Annotated in this window: 16 protein-coding genes and 4 tRNA genes; 11 read left to right on the top strand and 9 right to left on the bottom strand. The window is 60.4% G+C overall.

Features of this window, described 5'->3' with window-relative positions; all coding sequences use genetic code 11:
- Positions 1–206 precede the first annotated feature (206 nt).
- From ACNFCH_RS24295 to ACNFCH_RS24280, 4 genes are read left to right on the top strand one after another with little or no spacing between them, the layout of a single operon-like run.
- Positions 207–602, top strand: a complete 396-nt coding sequence (locus ACNFCH_RS24295) for a P27 family phage terminase small subunit (RefSeq protein ID WP_256721222.1) — start codon at positions 207–209, stop codon at positions 600–602.
- Positions 599–2,095, top strand: coding sequence for a terminase large subunit (locus ACNFCH_RS24290; protein WP_416744212.1), 1,497 nt, complete (start codon positions 599–601; stop codon positions 2,093–2,095). Before ACNFCH_RS24295 ends, ACNFCH_RS24290 begins: the two co-directional genes overlap by 4 nt.
- The gene (locus ACNFCH_RS24285; RefSeq protein ID WP_416744210.1) at positions 2,092–2,373 is read left to right on the top strand and encodes a head-tail connector protein; all 282 of its coding nucleotides are present in this window, start codon (positions 2,092–2,094) and stop codon (positions 2,371–2,373) included. Before ACNFCH_RS24290 ends, ACNFCH_RS24285 begins: the two co-directional genes overlap by 4 nt.
- On the top strand, positions 2,373–2,690 hold the full coding sequence (locus ACNFCH_RS24280; RefSeq protein WP_416744208.1) for a phage head closure protein: 318 nt from the start codon (positions 2,373–2,375) through the stop codon (positions 2,688–2,690). Before ACNFCH_RS24285 ends, ACNFCH_RS24280 begins: the two co-directional genes overlap by 1 nt.
- Positions 2,691–3,685: 995 nt before the next feature.
- Here the strand turns inward: ACNFCH_RS24280 and ACNFCH_RS24275 are convergent.
- Positions 3,686–3,761: transfer RNA gene (locus ACNFCH_RS24275), tRNA-Thr, on the bottom strand.
- 82 nt (positions 3,762–3,843) lie between these two features.
- Positions 3,844–4,254 carry a pilin gene (locus tag ACNFCH_RS24270; protein ID WP_416744206.1) on the bottom strand — a complete coding sequence of 137 codons (411 nt, stop codon included), beginning with the start codon at positions 4,252–4,254 and terminating at the stop codon, positions 3,844–3,846.
- Positions 4,255–4,472: 218 nt separating this feature from the next.
- Here ACNFCH_RS24270 and ACNFCH_RS24265 point away from each other — a divergent pair, with 218 nt between their 5' ends.
- Genes ACNFCH_RS24265 through yacG form a run of 4 tightly spaced genes read left to right on the top strand, consistent with a single transcriptional unit; the run spans position 4,473 to position 7,369 of the window.
- Positions 4,473–5,681 carry a type II secretion system F family protein gene (locus ACNFCH_RS24265; RefSeq protein ID WP_416744204.1) on the top strand — a complete coding sequence of 403 codons (1,209 nt, stop codon included), beginning with the start codon at positions 4,473–4,475 and terminating at the stop codon, positions 5,679–5,681.
- Position 5,682: 1 nt separating this feature from the next.
- On the top strand, positions 5,683–6,549 hold the full coding sequence (locus ACNFCH_RS24260; RefSeq protein ID WP_416744202.1) for a prepilin peptidase: 867 nt from the start codon (positions 5,683–5,685) through the stop codon (positions 6,547–6,549).
- Positions 6,549–7,172 carry a dephospho-CoA kinase gene (gene coaE / locus ACNFCH_RS24255; RefSeq protein WP_416744200.1) on the top strand — a complete coding sequence of 208 codons (624 nt, stop codon included), beginning with the start codon at positions 6,549–6,551 and terminating at the stop codon, positions 7,170–7,172. The genes ACNFCH_RS24260 and coaE overlap by 1 nt, the downstream gene beginning before the upstream one ends.
- Positions 7,169–7,369 (top strand): DNA gyrase inhibitor YacG, encoded by a 201-nt coding sequence (gene yacG, locus ACNFCH_RS24250; protein WP_043209639.1) that lies wholly within the window; start codon positions 7,169–7,171, stop codon positions 7,367–7,369. The genes coaE and yacG overlap by 4 nt, the downstream gene beginning before the upstream one ends.
- Before the next feature lie 89 nt (positions 7,370–7,458).
- On the opposite strand, the gene ACNFCH_RS24245 is transcribed toward yacG, so the two are convergent.
- From ACNFCH_RS24245 to ACNFCH_RS24230, 4 genes are all read right to left on the bottom strand, one after another.
- Positions 7,459–7,839, bottom strand: a complete 381-nt coding sequence (locus tag ACNFCH_RS24245; RefSeq protein WP_416744197.1) for a hypothetical protein — start codon at positions 7,837–7,839, stop codon at positions 7,459–7,461.
- Positions 7,836–8,813 (bottom strand): hypothetical protein, encoded by a 978-nt coding sequence (locus ACNFCH_RS24240; protein ID WP_337160272.1) that lies wholly within the window; start codon positions 8,811–8,813, stop codon positions 7,836–7,838. The genes ACNFCH_RS24245 and ACNFCH_RS24240 overlap by 4 nt, the downstream gene beginning before the upstream one ends.
- Positions 8,814–8,822: 9 nt before the next feature.
- Complete coding sequence (locus ACNFCH_RS24235; protein ID WP_337160273.1) at positions 8,823–9,311, bottom strand: type VI secretion system tube protein Hcp; 489 nt, start codon at positions 9,309–9,311, stop codon at positions 8,823–8,825.
- Positions 9,312–9,569: 258 nt separating this feature from the next.
- Positions 9,570–10,253: an energy-coupling factor ABC transporter permease gene (locus ACNFCH_RS24230; protein ID WP_337160274.1), complete on the bottom strand. Its 684-nt coding sequence runs from the start codon at positions 10,251–10,253 to the stop codon at positions 9,570–9,572.
- A 130-nt stretch (positions 10,254–10,383) separates the two neighbouring features.
- On the opposite strand from ACNFCH_RS24230, the gene ACNFCH_RS24225 reads away from it, so the two are divergent.
- The 3 genes from ACNFCH_RS24225 (at position 10,384) to ACNFCH_RS24215 (ending at position 12,700) form a co-directional block, all read left to right on the top strand.
- Positions 10,384–11,013: a DUF1780 domain-containing protein gene (locus tag ACNFCH_RS24225; RefSeq protein WP_043209644.1), complete on the top strand. Its 630-nt coding sequence runs from the start codon at positions 10,384–10,386 to the stop codon at positions 11,011–11,013.
- Positions 11,014–11,146: 133 nt separating this feature from the next.
- Entirely contained in the window at positions 11,147–11,320 is a 174-nt protein-coding gene (locus tag ACNFCH_RS24220) for a DUF3094 family protein (protein ID WP_043209647.1), read from the top strand.
- Between the two features lie 84 nt (positions 11,321–11,404).
- The gene (locus ACNFCH_RS24215) at positions 11,405–12,700 is read left to right on the top strand and encodes an NAD(P)/FAD-dependent oxidoreductase (RefSeq protein WP_337160275.1); all 1,296 of its coding nucleotides are present in this window, start codon (positions 11,405–11,407) and stop codon (positions 12,698–12,700) included.
- Positions 12,701–13,215: 515 nt separating this feature from the next.
- Here ACNFCH_RS24215 and ACNFCH_RS24210 read toward each other — a convergent pair.
- The 3 genes from ACNFCH_RS24210 to ACNFCH_RS24200 form a co-directional block, all read right to left on the bottom strand.
- Positions 13,216–13,291: transfer RNA gene (locus tag ACNFCH_RS24210), tRNA-Lys, on the bottom strand.
- 6 nt (positions 13,292–13,297) lie between these two features.
- Positions 13,298–13,374 (bottom strand) — tRNA-Pro (locus ACNFCH_RS24205).
- A 4-nt stretch (positions 13,375–13,378) separates the two neighbouring features.
- Positions 13,379–13,454: transfer RNA gene (locus ACNFCH_RS24200), tRNA-Asn, on the bottom strand.
- Positions 13,455–13,613: the final 159 nt, after the last annotated feature.

The raw sequence follows: 13,613 nt of genomic DNA, 5'->3' as shown, positions 1-13,613 counted from the left end.
GCAAGCGCACCACGCGGGGCTGCGACGTGAACGGCATCCCGCTCGACCCCAACCACCACTGGAACATCGAAAGATCACGACGAACCGAGCGGAGCTAGACCGCTCGCCCCCCTCTCTTTCTTCGCTAACTGCCCAAAAACATGAAGACCACGCCCCGCCGCCCCCGATCTGACAGCGCCAAGGCCGCCGTAGCCGCGAGCCAGGCCGTGGCTGTCGGTCCAATCCAGCCACCGCCGCACATCCGCGTGCGCGATGCTGACAGGCCGTTCTGGGATGCCATCGTGACCGCTCGCCCACGGGACACCTGGACCGACGCCGACCTGGTGCTGGCGGCGAACCTGGCGCGGGCCTATGCCGACATCGAGGCGCTGCAAGATAGCATCGACCGCGACGGCATGCTGGTCGAGGGGAAGGTGAACCCGGCCTGTGAGCTGCTGGACAAGATGACGCGGCGGTCGCTGGCCATCGGGCGCCAGCTCATGGTGGCCACCATCGCCACGGTGGGCAAAGCCCAGGATATCCACAAGGGCGCCGCGCTCGAGCGTGAGGCCCGGCAGCATGTGGATGACGACCTGATCCCGACCCTGAGCACACTGCAATGACCCGCGCCGAAAAGATCATCGCGTTCATCGAGCGCTATTGCGTGACGCCCGAGGGCGCAGACGTGGGTAAGCCTCTGTGCCTGGCTGAGTTCCAGCGCCAGTTCATCCGCGACGTGTACGACAACCCGGTGGGCACTCGCCGGGCCATTCTCAGTGTGGCCAGGAAGAACGGCAAGTCGGGCCTGATCGCGGGCCTGCTGCTGGCGCACCTGGTCGGCCCCGAGGCGAAGCAAAACAGCCAGCTTGTGTCGGGTGCCATGAGCCGCGACCAAGCCGCCCTGGTGTTCAACCTGGCCGCCAAGATGGTTCAGCTATCGCCCGCCCTGTCGAAGATCGTCCGCATCGTGCCCAGCGGCAAGCGTCTGCTGGGGCTGAACCTGAACACCGAGTTCCGCGCCCTGGCCGCCGATGGCAAGACCGCGCATGGCCTTTCCCCGGTGCTGGCTATCCTGGACGAGATTGGCCAGATTCGCGGCCCGCAGTCCGACTTCGTGGACGCTATCACCACCAGCCAGGGCGCTCACTCGGCACCGCTGCTGATCGCTATCAGTACCCAGGCAGCCAACGACGCCGACCTGCTGAGCCAGTGGATTGACGACGCCCTGCGCAGCAATGACCCCAAGATCGTGTGCCGCCTGTACGCGGCGCCAGCGGGCTGCGACCTGATGGACGAAGACGGCTGGCGAGCGGCCAACCCGGCCCTGGGCATCTTCCGGTCGGAGACAGACCTGCGGGAGCAGATGCAGCAAGCCGAGCGCATGCCGAGCATGAGCAACACCGCCCGCAACCTGCTGCTTAACCAGCGCGTGAGCCTCGACAGCCCATTCATCAGCCCTGACGTGTGGATGGCCTGCGACACCGCGCCTGACCCGTTCGAGGGCCTGGTCTATGCGGGCCTCGATCTGTCGGCCCGAACCGACCTGACGGCGCTGGTGTTGATCGGCAAGGTGGATGGCGTGTGGCAGGTCCGTCCGTACTTCTGGACGCCCGAGCAGGGCCTGTTCGACCGAGCACAGAAGGACCGCGCCCCGTATGACATGTGGGTGCGCCAGGGGTACATCCGCACGACGCCAGGCGCCACGGTTGACTTGGAAGCGGTGGCCCTGGACATGGCCGAAATACTGAGCGACTGCGAGGTGGCGGCGATCGCCTATGACCGCTGGCGCATCGACGTGCTCAAGAAGGAACTGGAACGCCTGGGCCTGGAGCTGCCCCTGGTGCCGCACGGGCAAGGCTTCCGCGATATGGCGCCAGCCCTCGACGCTCTGGAGGCTGAGCTGCTGAATGGCCGTATCGCCCACGGTGGCCACCCCGTACTGACCCTGTGCGCCGCCAATGCTGTGGCGGTGAAAGACCCCAGCGGCAACCGCAAGCTGGACAAAAGCCGTCGCACCGGCCGCATCGACGGCCTGCAGGCCCTGGCCATGGCGTTCGGCGCCGCCCAGGTGGCCGAGGCCCCCGCCGATCTTGATACCGAGGTATTTTTCGTATGAGCACCGTAACCCTTGAAGAAGCCAAGCTGCATCTGCGTGTCGACCACGACGAGGAAGACGATTACATCGAGGTGCTGATCCTCGCCGCCGAGGTGCATGTGGGCGCACTTCTGGGTGACGGCCTGCCTGACCCCATGCCGGCACCCGTGATCGCCGCTGTCCTGCTGCTGGTGGGCGACCTGTACGAGAACCGCGAACGCCAGGGCGACCGCACGCTGACCGAGGGCACGACCTTTGCCATGCTGCTGGCGCCGTATCGCTCGATGGCGGTGCTGTGATGCAGGCCGGTAAGCTGCGCTACCCGGTGACGATTGAGCGCCCCGTGGACGTGCGCGACCAGTACGGCGGGTTCGTTCGCACCTGGGAGCTGGTGGGCCGGGAGTGGGCCGATATCGAGAGCATCAGCGGCAGCGAGTTCATCGCGGCCCAGGCGCCCCAGTCGCAGACCGTGTTCCGCATCCGCATCCGGTACCGCGACGACATGGTATCGAGCTGGCGCATACGCGAAGGGGAGAAGGTGTACGAAATCACCGCCGTGCTGCCAGACGCTCGCCGCCGGCGGATCGAACTCATGTGCAAGACTGGGCGGGATTGAAGGGGGTAGCGTTTCCCGATCCCCATGCCCTAGCGATCCGCTACCCCATCTCCTCAAAATTGAGGCGTCCGACCCCCGCTGGGGGTTGAAGGGGTCACATCCGATGTGATCCCCCAGCGGGGGGAGACAATTCTGGCAGGCTGCCAGAATTGATCGCCAACTCCCTGCATTGTAGGAAGCCCACCCCGTTGATCGAACAGGCCAGTACATCCGGGAAAATCCCGCATGTCATTCACCTGAATGAGATGTCCCGAAAACTTAGGGCATCTCTGGATGGTCCAGTTTTGGGTCATGGCTCGGTTCGGAGCCATCCAGACTTCAAATCCACATGGGGTTTGAAACGCACGTAGTTTGATTCGCCTGTAGGTCGCGTGGAGCATGGTCTGGAGCCATTTCCTTGTGCCCTGATGTTGTGCCTTCCTTGGCTCCGTTCGGAGCCATCCACCACTGGTGACCAGGTGTGCAATCTTTCTGCACACCCAGGCAAATCAACGGCAAACGTTCTTTTGGCAAAGGTCCGAAATTCGTACTTTTGACCAACTGTCCACGCGGCGTGCACCAAGCGTACGCCTGGCGTCCGGCTGCTTGTTCCGACGAATTTCGTCGATACAAACCTGTCTCTGAGACACTTTTGGATTTGAAATCCAGAACTCAGAACCGACTAGGTTCCACCTGGGTTCCACTACGAAATTTTCGTAGTAGGTCGGGACGCTTTCCGTACCAACCCCACTTCGTACGAAATTCGTCCGTAGTCAACGGGCGCGAAACTGCGCTGGTCTGAATACGGGAAATTCCCGTAATACCGGGTATTCCGACAAAACCGGCGAATCGCCGGTTTGACCCAGGCCGCGCCACGAAACCAGCCCCCGCCATTTTGTGGCGCCCACGAAAAAGCCCCGCCAGATCGTCTCTGTGCGGGGCTTCCCTTTGCTGTCACCCTGCTGTCACGCCGTTCGCTGCTGTCACGGTGATTCGGCTGGATGCCTTGTATTTACTGGTGCCGGGGATAGGAATCGAACCTACGACCTTCGCGTTACGAGTGCGCTGCTCTACCGACTGAGCTACACCGGCGTGAGCGCAACGCTACCACTGCCGTGGCGGTTACGCAAACGCCTGTTTCGCCTCGCTTATTCCCCCTCCCCCGGCACCTGGGTCAGGAGGCCTTGCACCCGGTCGGGGCGAGGTCTGCTTCCACGTTGGTGATGCACGTCCAGCCAGTGCTGGAGCGGGTGAGCGTGAGGGTTTTGCCGAGCACGTTGGCGGGGGCGTCGGCGAGGGTGCAGGTGATGCTGGCAGTGCCATCGGCGGCGGTGCCGCGGGCGGTGATGGCGCAATGGGTGGTGGTGGGCTGGCCGCCGAGGGCGGTGACGTCGGTGACGTCCTTTCCTTCGTTCAGGCGCAGCTCCATGGCGGTCTTGAGTGCGGAGATTTCCGCAAGGCCGGCGCCGGCTTTGGCGCGGGCTTGCTGGTTGGTGTACATGGGTATGGCGATGGTCGCCACGATGCCGATGATCGCCACGACAATCATCAGCTCGATCAGGGTGATGCCCCGTTGCCCTTTCATGAACGCTTTTCCTTGTTGATACGGCTATGCCTGGGTTGCAGTCTCGGCACCTAGGCAGACAGGCGCGCAGTAGAGCCGAACCGACACCTTTTGTCACCCCTGCCCGTCAGGTGGCCGGGCTCGCTGGACTACTCTAGTGAGCAACAGGGAAACCCGCCCGGTCAGGGACGCGACAAGCTGTTACGAGGCTTGTCGGGGCGGCAATTAAGGACGTTTGCATGAGCCATTCGACACGCATGTACGCCTGGGAAGGCACCACCATCAACGGCAACAAAATCAATGGCCGCACCGAGGGGCGCAGCCAGGCGTTCGTGCGGGCCGAGTTGCTGCGCCAGGGCATCCGCGCTGCCCGCGTGCGGCCGGCGAGCCGGATGCAATGGCGCTGGCCCGCTGGGCAAGGCAAGGCGGATGCGGCGGGCTTCAGCCGGCAACTGGCGACCTTGCTCAAGGCCGGGGTGCCATTGTTGCAGGCATTCGAGGTGATGGGGCGCAGCGGTGGGGATGAACACCTAGGGCGGCTGCTGACGCAATTGCAACAGGATGTGGGCGCGGGGCTGGGGCTGGCCGATGCGCTGCAGCGCCACCCGGGGTGGTTCGATCGGTTGTACTGCAACCTGGTACGGGTGGGTGAGCAGTCCGGCACGCTGGATCGGCAGCTGGAGCAGCTCGCCAACTTGTTGGAACGGCGCCGGGTGGTGCAGCGGCGGGTGCGCAAGGCGATGCTGTATCCACTGCTGCTGTTGCTGACGGGCTTGGGGGTGTCGGCGTTGTTGCTGTTGGAGGTGGTGCCGCGTTTTCAGGGGTTGTTCGCCAGTTTCGATTCGGCGCTGCCGCCGTTCACACAGTGGGTGATCGACTTATCCACAGCGCTGGGGCGGCACGCGCCGTGGTTGCTGGGCGTGCTCGCAATCTTAGGTATGTCGTTACGCCAGCTGTATCAGCGCCATGCCCCTGCCCGCCTGTGGATATCTCGGCAGGTGTTGCGTTTACCGGTACTGGGCACGCTCCTGGCCGAGGCGGCGTTGGCGCGATTTTCCCGCAGCCTGGGCACAGCCTACGGGGCTGGGGTGCCGCTGCTCGATGCGCTGGGCACGGTGGCGGCGGTGAGCGGTGGGCCGGTGCATGAGCAGGCGATTGGGCGGTTGCGCCAGGGCATGGGCAATGGACAGGGGCTGCATCAGGCGATGGGAGCGGATGCGTTGTTTCCGCCGATGCTGGTGCAGTTGGTGGCGATCGGTGAGTCCAGTGGCACGCTGGACCAGATGCTCAACAAGGCCGCGACCCACTACGAGGAACAAGTCAACCAGGCACTCGACCAGTTGACCGGCCTGTTGGAGCCGGCCATCGTGCTGGTTCTTGGTGTCGTGGTAGGTGGCCTGGTGGTGGCCATGTATTTGCCGATCTTCCAGTTGGGTAACTTGGTCTGACATGAATCTTTGGACTGTTTTCGCTGATCAGCCGGTGCTGTTTCTTGCCTTTGCCGGGCTGCTGGGGCTGTTGGTCGGCAGCTTCATCAATGTGCTGGCTTACCGCCTGCCGATCATGCTCGAGCGCCAGTGGCTGCGCGAGGCGCAGGAGGTGCTGGGCCTGCCGGTGGTGACGCATGAGCGCTTCGACCTGTGCCTGCCGGCCTCGCGCTGCTCCCATTGCGGCCATCGCATTCGCGCCTGGGAGAATATCCCGGTACTGAGCTATCTATGGCTGCGCGGGCGCTGCTCGGCGTGCAAGGCTGCCATTGGCGTGCGTTATCCGTTGGTGGAGTTAGGCTGCGCAGTGCTTTCTGTGGTGGTGGCCTGGCAGCTTGGGCCGTCGCTGCAAGCGTTGTTCGCGCTGTTGTTGACCTGGTGCCTGCTGGGCCTGAGCTTGATCGATGCAGATCACCAACTGCTGCCCGACGTGCTGGTGATGCCCACGCTCTGGCTGGGCCTGTTGTGCAATGCCTTTGGCCTGTTCACGCCCTTGCCCGATGCGCTCTGGGGCGCGGCGATCGGCTATTTGAGCCTTTGGGCGGTGTATTGGGTATTCAAGTTGCTCACCGGCAAGGAAGGGCTCGGCTATGGCGACTTCAAGCTGCTGGCCTTGGTCGGCGCCTGGGGCGGCTGGCAGGTGCTGCCGTTGACGCTGGTGTTGTCGTCGGTGGTGGGGGCGGTGATGGGCCTGTGCCTGCTGGGTTTGCGCAGGGCGTCCATGGGCTCGGCCATGCCATTTGGGCCGTATCTGGCCATTGCGGGCTGGATCGCAGTGCTCTGGGGTGATGAAATATACGTCTCCTACATGCAACTGTTTGGACACTGATGACCACTGCGGCATTTACCCCCTGGATTCTCGGGCTCACCGGCGGCATCGGCAGCGGCAAGAGCGCTGCGGCCGAGCGATTCGTCGAGCTGGGTGTACATCTGGTCGATGCCGACCAGGCGGCGCGTTGGGTCGTGGAGCCTGGCCGGCCGGCGCTGGCGAGCATCGTCGAGCGCTTCGGCGCGGGCGTATTGCAGGAGGACGGCCAGCTCGACCGCGCCGCCCTGCGCAAGCTGATCTTCGCAGACCCCGCCCAGCGCCAGTGGCTGGAGGCGTTGCTGCATCCGCTGATCGGCCAGGAGATCTTCAGCTACCTGGCCAAGGCGGAATCGCCTTATGCGATCTATGTGTCGCCGCTGCTGGTGGAGTCTGGCCAGATCGCGAAGACCCAGCGCGTGCTGGTGATCGATGCGCCACAGGAGCTGCAGATCCAACGCACCCTGGCCCGCGACAACACCAGCCCCGAACAAGTGCAGGCGATCCTCAAGGCCCAGGCCGCCCGAGAAGAGCGGCTGCGCCATGCCGATGACGTGGTGGTCAACGACCGGGAACTGGGCTGGTTGCATGAGCAGATCGACCGTCTGCATCACTTTTACCTGACTTTACGAGGAGGCCAACCATGAGCCAGCCACTGACCGTTGACTGCCCGACCTGCGGGGCACCTGTGGAATGGAGCGAGAAGAGCCCGTTTCGACCGTTTTGTTCTGATCGTTGCAAACTGATCGACTTGGGCGCTTGGGCGGCTGAGGAGCACAAGATTCCGGCTTCGGAGGAGTCGGAGGATGAGTTGTATTCCGGGGATTTGGAGCCGCGGCATTGATCGCAGTGCCGCGCTGAATGCCGATCTGCGAAGGGCGCTTTGCGCCCCATCGCGATCGCGGCTTGCAGTCACCATAAAAACCAAGAAATTTAATCATCAAAAAGCATAAATATAGGGCTATTTATAAAAAGCACACCAAGTATTAAAAACACAATTAGACACCACAAACCCACAAGCACACGTCTGAAACCAATGGGAAAGCGGTCAACCTCCTCCATTTTCAAAAAATTTCTACGCACACAAAACCTTGGAATACTCAGCATCAATGCGATCAAACAGACACGCACCATTTTTCCAAGCAGCCCTGCGTGAGCGAAATTCTTCTTATTCACATCAATCAAAGCACTACCTGGCAATAGCGCTTCAAAGTACTCAACATAACGATGCGCAAGGTAAACCAAAGTAAAACAGGCAAACACCATCAAGATAAAAAAAACCATTTTTATCCAAATAATATCCACTATATTCACCCGCCTACCTTTTCATACAAAAACTGCCCAAGGTCCCCTCCAATATCACCTAATGTCTCACCCATAACTACAGCACCAGCGGCTCCACCCACAACGGCACAGACAAAAGCACCTGTACCCGCAGTGGGGATACCAACTACCACACTACACAAAAAAGTCCCTGCAGCAGCACCAGCACCGCCGCCAATAGCGCCCCCTCCCACATTACCGATCAACGAACCTCCTTCGACATACTTGGCCTCCCTACACTGATCTTCACGACCTAAAGTACAAGCCTTATAGATCGACAACCCCGTTGCCGTCACGTCCAGCGAAATACCAATCGGCGTGCCCATTCTAAGCAGTTTGCTGGCTTTTGCCACACCCGAAATCTTTTCAGCATATCCCGCGATCTCTCCCGTGTGCAGATAACTTTTAGTTGAAATATTCAGCATTCTTTTGACCGAACTTTCGCGACGCAATCTGGAGCCATAAGCAGCCATATTGTCCAGTTGCGCTTCCAGCTTCATGAACAAAGCGGTGCGTCTGGTATAGAACTCATTGCGAGCCTTAAGGGTAGCGCTGCGCAGATACTCTTGGTACAGCTTTTCGATTTCCAGAAGCGTGGCTCTGATTCCATCAAGATGCTTACTCCAGGCGCTGCTGGTCGCGCCAATCCCCAATGAGGCATGGGCAAGCAAGCTTTTTACCAAATCAAGGTTGTCCAGAAGGAAATCGTCGCCGCCAGGGCCGGTGAGCAGCAAAGATGCATGCGTATCGGCCGCTTTTTTCATCAAGTATGCCTCTTGGCTGGTGCAGGAAGGCGTGGTTGGATCACCCATGATGACCACTTCACCTACCCCTACCACGTTATTTACAACATGCGCATTCAGGACATCAAACTTGGCACTCTCATATTTTGAAAAATCTAGACTAGCCTTGAGAGAGTCATAGGTCTGTGTTTTAGGATTTATGAAATACCGGGCTTCAGACATGCGATGACCTTACGCGTATTTTTTGTTAGCGATTCGGTCCCATCCGCCTGCCACATTTCCCCCGCCACTGCCATCAATTCGTTTTTGCTGAGTATAGGTCGTCTTAATCCGGCCATAATTAAGCTGCACAATTTCCATGGGCACGCCGGCGCTCACCTCCTGTGCATAGTCGGCAATGATCACCTCTTCAAGAATGACCTCGAAGTACTTGAGTTTTTTACCACCCGCCCGGCAAAGCGCCAGTTTCACTTCCTTGAGGTGCTGACCGGCACAACTGGCCTCCATCAACTTACAGCTGGCACTGTCCAGATACTTGATAAACGTGAAATTGGTCAGGGTAGTACGCCCTGACGATGCGCCGCCCGCAGAACTCGCGGTGGCAGAGGTACTTTGGCTGACACCAAACTTGTACCCGGTGATTTCAATCCAGTTATTGTAATTTTCGTCCAGTGCTTCACCAGCAATATCATCGATCTGGATAAACGCATCAACAGACATACTCACCTTCTCCTTGGCAACTTCCGAGACTGATCAAAAGACTCATAATGGGTAGTACTGAGCGAGACTAGGCTTTGGGGAAAGGCATCGCAATGGCGTCAAGGCAGCAAAAATAGCAAATCGGAAATGGACTACCGGCATTTCGGAAGAACATGTAACGAAGAAGTTTCTAGCAATTTTCGAGAAACAGGATCGCGGATTTGGCAAGGGGCGCTTTGCGCCCCATCGCGACGCAAGGCCGCTCCTACAGCGGCCACGTCACTGGGGTTCGTCATCATTCCAAGGCGCTTGTAGATATCGGGTGCGATTGAACGTCTCCAGCCATTCCGGGCAGAACACCACCAACGCGCTGATCACCGCGCCATTGATAAAGGCCTCGGGGAAGATGATCAGCCACAGGTAGCCGATGAAGTCCGACAGCCATTCCGGCATGGCGAAGCGCCCGTCCAGCCACAACAGGCCAAGCCCGGCCAGCACGCACAACAAGGCCGACAAGGCTGCGGCGAAGAACCCGGAGAAGATATAGACGAACAGGTTACGCGGCTGGGCGCGCTCGACCAGGATCGCGCACACTTCGGTGACCAGCACCGGCAGACCGATGATCAACAAGCCGTTGACGCCCAAGGCGGCCAGGTCCTGGCGCCCCAGCGCCAGCAATCCCAACTGGGCGAGGAAACCGCCGAGGATCGCCAGCGGCCAGTCCAGCAGCAGGGTCACGGCGGTCATGCCGATGAAGTGGTAGGACACGCCCGTGTCGAAGTCGCGTCGCACCAACCACAGCACGAACAGACCAAACACCGTGCCAAACAGCAGGTGCTGCCGGCGGCTGTCGCTGAACAGCTCGACCCAGCGCGTGCGGCTCAGGGCCCAGATCAACAGGGGCACGTAGCCGAGCCAGCCCAGGGTCAGGCTGGTGGTGGACAGGACCTGCGCACTGATCACCGGTTCGCTCCTTCGGACGGTCGTGGATAGGCCGAGTCTACACCCGATTGCCGGGGCTATCGTTTGGCCACCGGATTCCTACGCACAAACAGCATCTTACCGTCATGGATTAACGACTAAGCTTGTTCCCATGGATGACTCAGACTACCTGCGCCTGCTTACCATCCAGGCGGAACAAGCCAATGCCTTTCTCTCCAACGCCCGTAAATGGGAACGAGAGCGTTGGGTGTGCCAGCGCCTGTTGCAAGGATTGAACATCGCCTACCGCAGCGAGGACTTCACTCCCGCAGGCCAGGAGCCGCCCGACGTGCTGTTTCGCGATGCAGCCTTCGAGGTGTTCTTCGTGCTCGATGAAGGGCGCCGACTCAATGACGAATGGCGCGAAGAACTGCAGCGTCGGCGCAGTGCGTTTTCCCTGAGCCAACTGGTGCGCCGCGAGGCCCGGCCAAGGCGGATCAGCGCCCAGGAGCTGCTCGGGCGCCTGGCCCCAACCCTGCGCAAGAAGGCGCACAACTACCGGGAACGCGGGCTGGACCTGAGCGAGCTGGACATCATCGCCTTCGCCAGCCTCAAACGCGAGGTGCTGGACCTCAACAGCCACTTCCCGCCGCCCACCGAATACCTGCGCCAGGGCTGGCGCTCGCTGTCGCTGGTGGGGCCGACCTTCGCGCGGGTGCTGTTCGCCCATCCCGATGCGCCGGATTTTCTGCGCGGGAACCTGGGGCGCAGCATCGTCTTCGATGTCGGTATCAGTCTTTGATCCACTGCCGAGAGTCTTTGCGATGGCGTACACTCGGCGCCAGTGATAGAAAGCATTATCATTCGATATCAAGTGCTTGCGAGAACCCTGTGGTGTTTACGCAGTCACAAGCGTCTATCTGACGAGGCCCACCATGACCAGCCGCTTGAATCCAGAAGATCAGCGTCGTGTCGATGAATACCTGCAAGCCCCTCAGCATCGAGTCGAGCGCAAGCCATTCCGGCCTTTGCTGCTCCTCGTGGTGGTGGTGGCAGTGACCATCGGCCTGGGCCTGCTTAGCCGCCTGTTGAGTGGACTGGTGCTATGAGCTGCCTTGCGCTCGCCCTCCCCTCGCCCCTGTCGCGGCCGGCCCTTGGGGCCAAGAATTCCTTAAACCTTATGAGATATTCCCATGACTCATCGCATCGTGATTGTCGGCGGCGGCGCCGGCGGCCTGGAACTGGCGACCCGCCTGGGTAAAAGCCTGGGCAAGCGCAAGCAGGCCGAGATCACCTTGGTCGACGCCAACCTCACGCACATCTGGAAGCCCCTGCTGCACGAAGTGGCCGCCGGCTCGCTGAACTCCTCGGAAGACGAACTGAACTACGTGGCCCAGGCCAAGTGGAATCACTTCAATTTCCAGCTGGGGCGCATGAGCGGCCTGGAGCGTGAGACCAAACAGATCCAACTGGCCGCGACCCTCGATGAAGAGGGCCGCGAGCTGCTGCCTGCGCGCACCCTGGGCTATGACACCCTGGTCATCGCGGTGGGCAGCAACACCAACGATTTCGGCACCCTGGGCGCGGCGCAGCACTGCCTGTTCCTGGATACCCGCAAGCAGGCCGAGCGCTTCCATCAGCAGTTGCTCAACCACTACCTGCGTGCCCATGCCGGGGATGTAGCCAGCGAAAAGATCAGCGTGGCCATCGTCGGTGCCGGCGCCACCGGTGTGGAACTGGCCGCCGAACTGCACCACGCGGCCCACGAACTGGCGGCCTACGGCCTGGACCGCATCCAGCCCAAGGACATGCACATCACGCTGATCGAAGCTGGCCCTCGCGTGCTGCCCGCCCTGCCCGAGCGCATCAGCGTGCCGGTGCACAAGACCCTGGAAAAACTCGGGGTGAAAGTGATGACCAACGCGGCGGTCAGCGAAGTGACCGAGGATGGCTTGAAGACGGCCTCCGGCGAAGTGATCCAGGCCAGCTTGAAGGTGTGGGCGGCAGGTATCCGAGCGCCGGGCTTCCTCAAGGACATCGATGGCCTGGAGACCAACCGCATCAACCAACTGGTGGTGCGTCCGACCCTGCAGACCACCCGTGACGACAACATCTTTGCCTTCGGCGATTGCGCCGCCTGCCCGCAACCAGGTAGCGACCGCAACGTACCGCCACGGGCCCAGGCCGCGCACCAGCAGGCTTCGATGCTTGCCCAGAGCCTGAAGGCTCGCTTGGAGAACAAGCCGCTACCGACCTATGAGTACAAGGACTACGGCTCGCTGGTTTCACTCTCGCGCTTCTCGGCGGTGGGCAACCTGATGGGTAACCTGATGGGCAGCGTGAAACTGGAAGGCTGGTTGGCGCGGATGTTCTATGTGTCGCTGTACCGGATGCACCAGATGGCGCTGTACGGATTCTTCCGCACGGCACTGATGATGCTGGGCAGCAAGATTGGCCGAGGTACCGAGCCGCGCCTGAAGCTGCACTGACAGGCCAGGCCCTCACTTGGAGGAATGGGGTTATCCGCGAGTACGATAGTGAATCGACTATCGCTTTCGCGGGTAAACCCGCTCCCACAAGGGCCGCGATAAACATCAAAGCACCGGAAGGTGCTTTTTTTGTGCGCCAATGCCGGGCAATACCCCAAATATATGAAGCGGCGCTGACAGGCGTTGTCGTGACGTGTGAGAGCGGGTTTACCCGCGAATACGGGAGTGAATTCGCCGTCGCTCTCGCGGGTGCCCCTCCCACAAGGGGAGGCGATGGACATCAAAGCACCGGAAGGTGTTTTTTTTGTGCGCCAGTGCCGGGCAATGCCCGAAATATTATGAAGTGGCGCTGACAGGCGTTGTCGTGACGTATGGGAGCGGGTTTACCCGCGAATACGGAGTGAATTCAACGTCGCTCTCGCGGGTGAATCCACTTCCATAAGCTGGCGATGTCACGTTTGGATAAATTCGAGGCAAAAGAAAAAGGGCATCTCATTCGAGATGCCCTTTTTACATGGTGGGTCGTGTAGGATTCGAACCTACGACCAATTGGTTAAAAGCCAACTGCTCTACCAACTGAGCTAACGACCCGGAAAATGGTCGGGGTGAGGGGATTCGAACTCCTGACATCCTGCTCCCAAAGCAGGCGCGCTACCGGACTGCGCTACACCCCGAAATTGGCTCCGCGACCTGGACTCGAACCAGGGACCCAATGATTAACAGTCATTTGCTCTACCGACTGAGCTATCGCGGAACTGAACTTCGTACAACTTCGAAGTCTGTGTTAGCTTCGAACTCTTCAGCGTTGTCGCTGCTGAGGCCGGCTATTCTACATTCTTCGTTTTGCTTGTCAACCCCCAATTTGCTTTCAAGTTACTGATTTGCAAATTGTTTTCAGATCCCTTGTACCGCC

This window comes from Pseudomonas sp. NY15354 (assembly GCF_048068075.1).
Lineage (GTDB): Bacteria > Pseudomonadota > Gammaproteobacteria > Pseudomonadales > Pseudomonadaceae > Aquipseudomonas > Aquipseudomonas guariconensis_C.
The sequence above is the reverse complement of the archived record's forward strand: the minus strand, read 5'-3'. Positions and strand labels throughout refer to the sequence as shown.

Excerpts from the sequence above, each read along its gene's own strand:
- ACNFCH_RS24225 (WP_043209644.1), top strand. The coding sequence starts at position 10,384 with ATGGATGACTCAGACTACCTGCGCCTGCTTACCATCCAGGCGGAACAA.
- yacG (WP_043209639.1), top strand. The coding sequence starts at position 7,169 with ATGAGCCAGCCACTGACCGTTGACTGCCCGACCTGCGGGGCACCTGTG.
- ACNFCH_RS24290 (WP_416744212.1), top strand. The coding sequence starts at position 599 with ATGACCCGCGCCGAAAAGATCATCGCGTTCATCGAGCGCTATTGCGTG.
- ACNFCH_RS24260 (WP_416744202.1), top strand. The coding sequence starts at position 5,683 with ATGAATCTTTGGACTGTTTTCGCTGATCAGCCGGTGCTGTTTCTTGCC.
- ACNFCH_RS24265 (WP_416744204.1), top strand. The coding sequence starts at position 4,473 with ATGAGCCATTCGACACGCATGTACGCCTGGGAAGGCACCACCATCAAC.
- ACNFCH_RS24280 (WP_416744208.1), top strand. The coding sequence starts at position 2,373 with ATGCAGGCCGGTAAGCTGCGCTACCCGGTGACGATTGAGCGCCCCGTG.
- coaE (WP_416744200.1), top strand. The coding sequence starts at position 6,549 with ATGACCACTGCGGCATTTACCCCCTGGATTCTCGGGCTCACCGGCGGC.
- ACNFCH_RS24240 (WP_337160272.1), bottom strand. The coding sequence starts at position 8,813 with ATGTCTGAAGCCCGGTATTTCATAAATCCTAAAACACAGACCTATGAC.
- ACNFCH_RS24285 (WP_416744210.1), top strand. The coding sequence starts at position 2,092 with ATGAGCACCGTAACCCTTGAAGAAGCCAAGCTGCATCTGCGTGTCGAC.
- ACNFCH_RS24270 (WP_416744206.1), bottom strand. The coding sequence starts at position 4,254 with ATGAAAGGGCAACGGGGCATCACCCTGATCGAGCTGATGATTGTCGTG.
- ACNFCH_RS24215 (WP_337160275.1), top strand. The coding sequence starts at position 11,405 with ATGACTCATCGCATCGTGATTGTCGGCGGCGGCGCCGGCGGCCTGGAA.
- ACNFCH_RS24220 (WP_043209647.1), top strand. The coding sequence starts at position 11,147 with ATGACCAGCCGCTTGAATCCAGAAGATCAGCGTCGTGTCGATGAATAC.
- ACNFCH_RS24235 (WP_337160273.1), bottom strand. The coding sequence starts at position 9,311 with ATGTCTGTTGATGCGTTTATCCAGATCGATGATATTGCTGGTGAAGCA.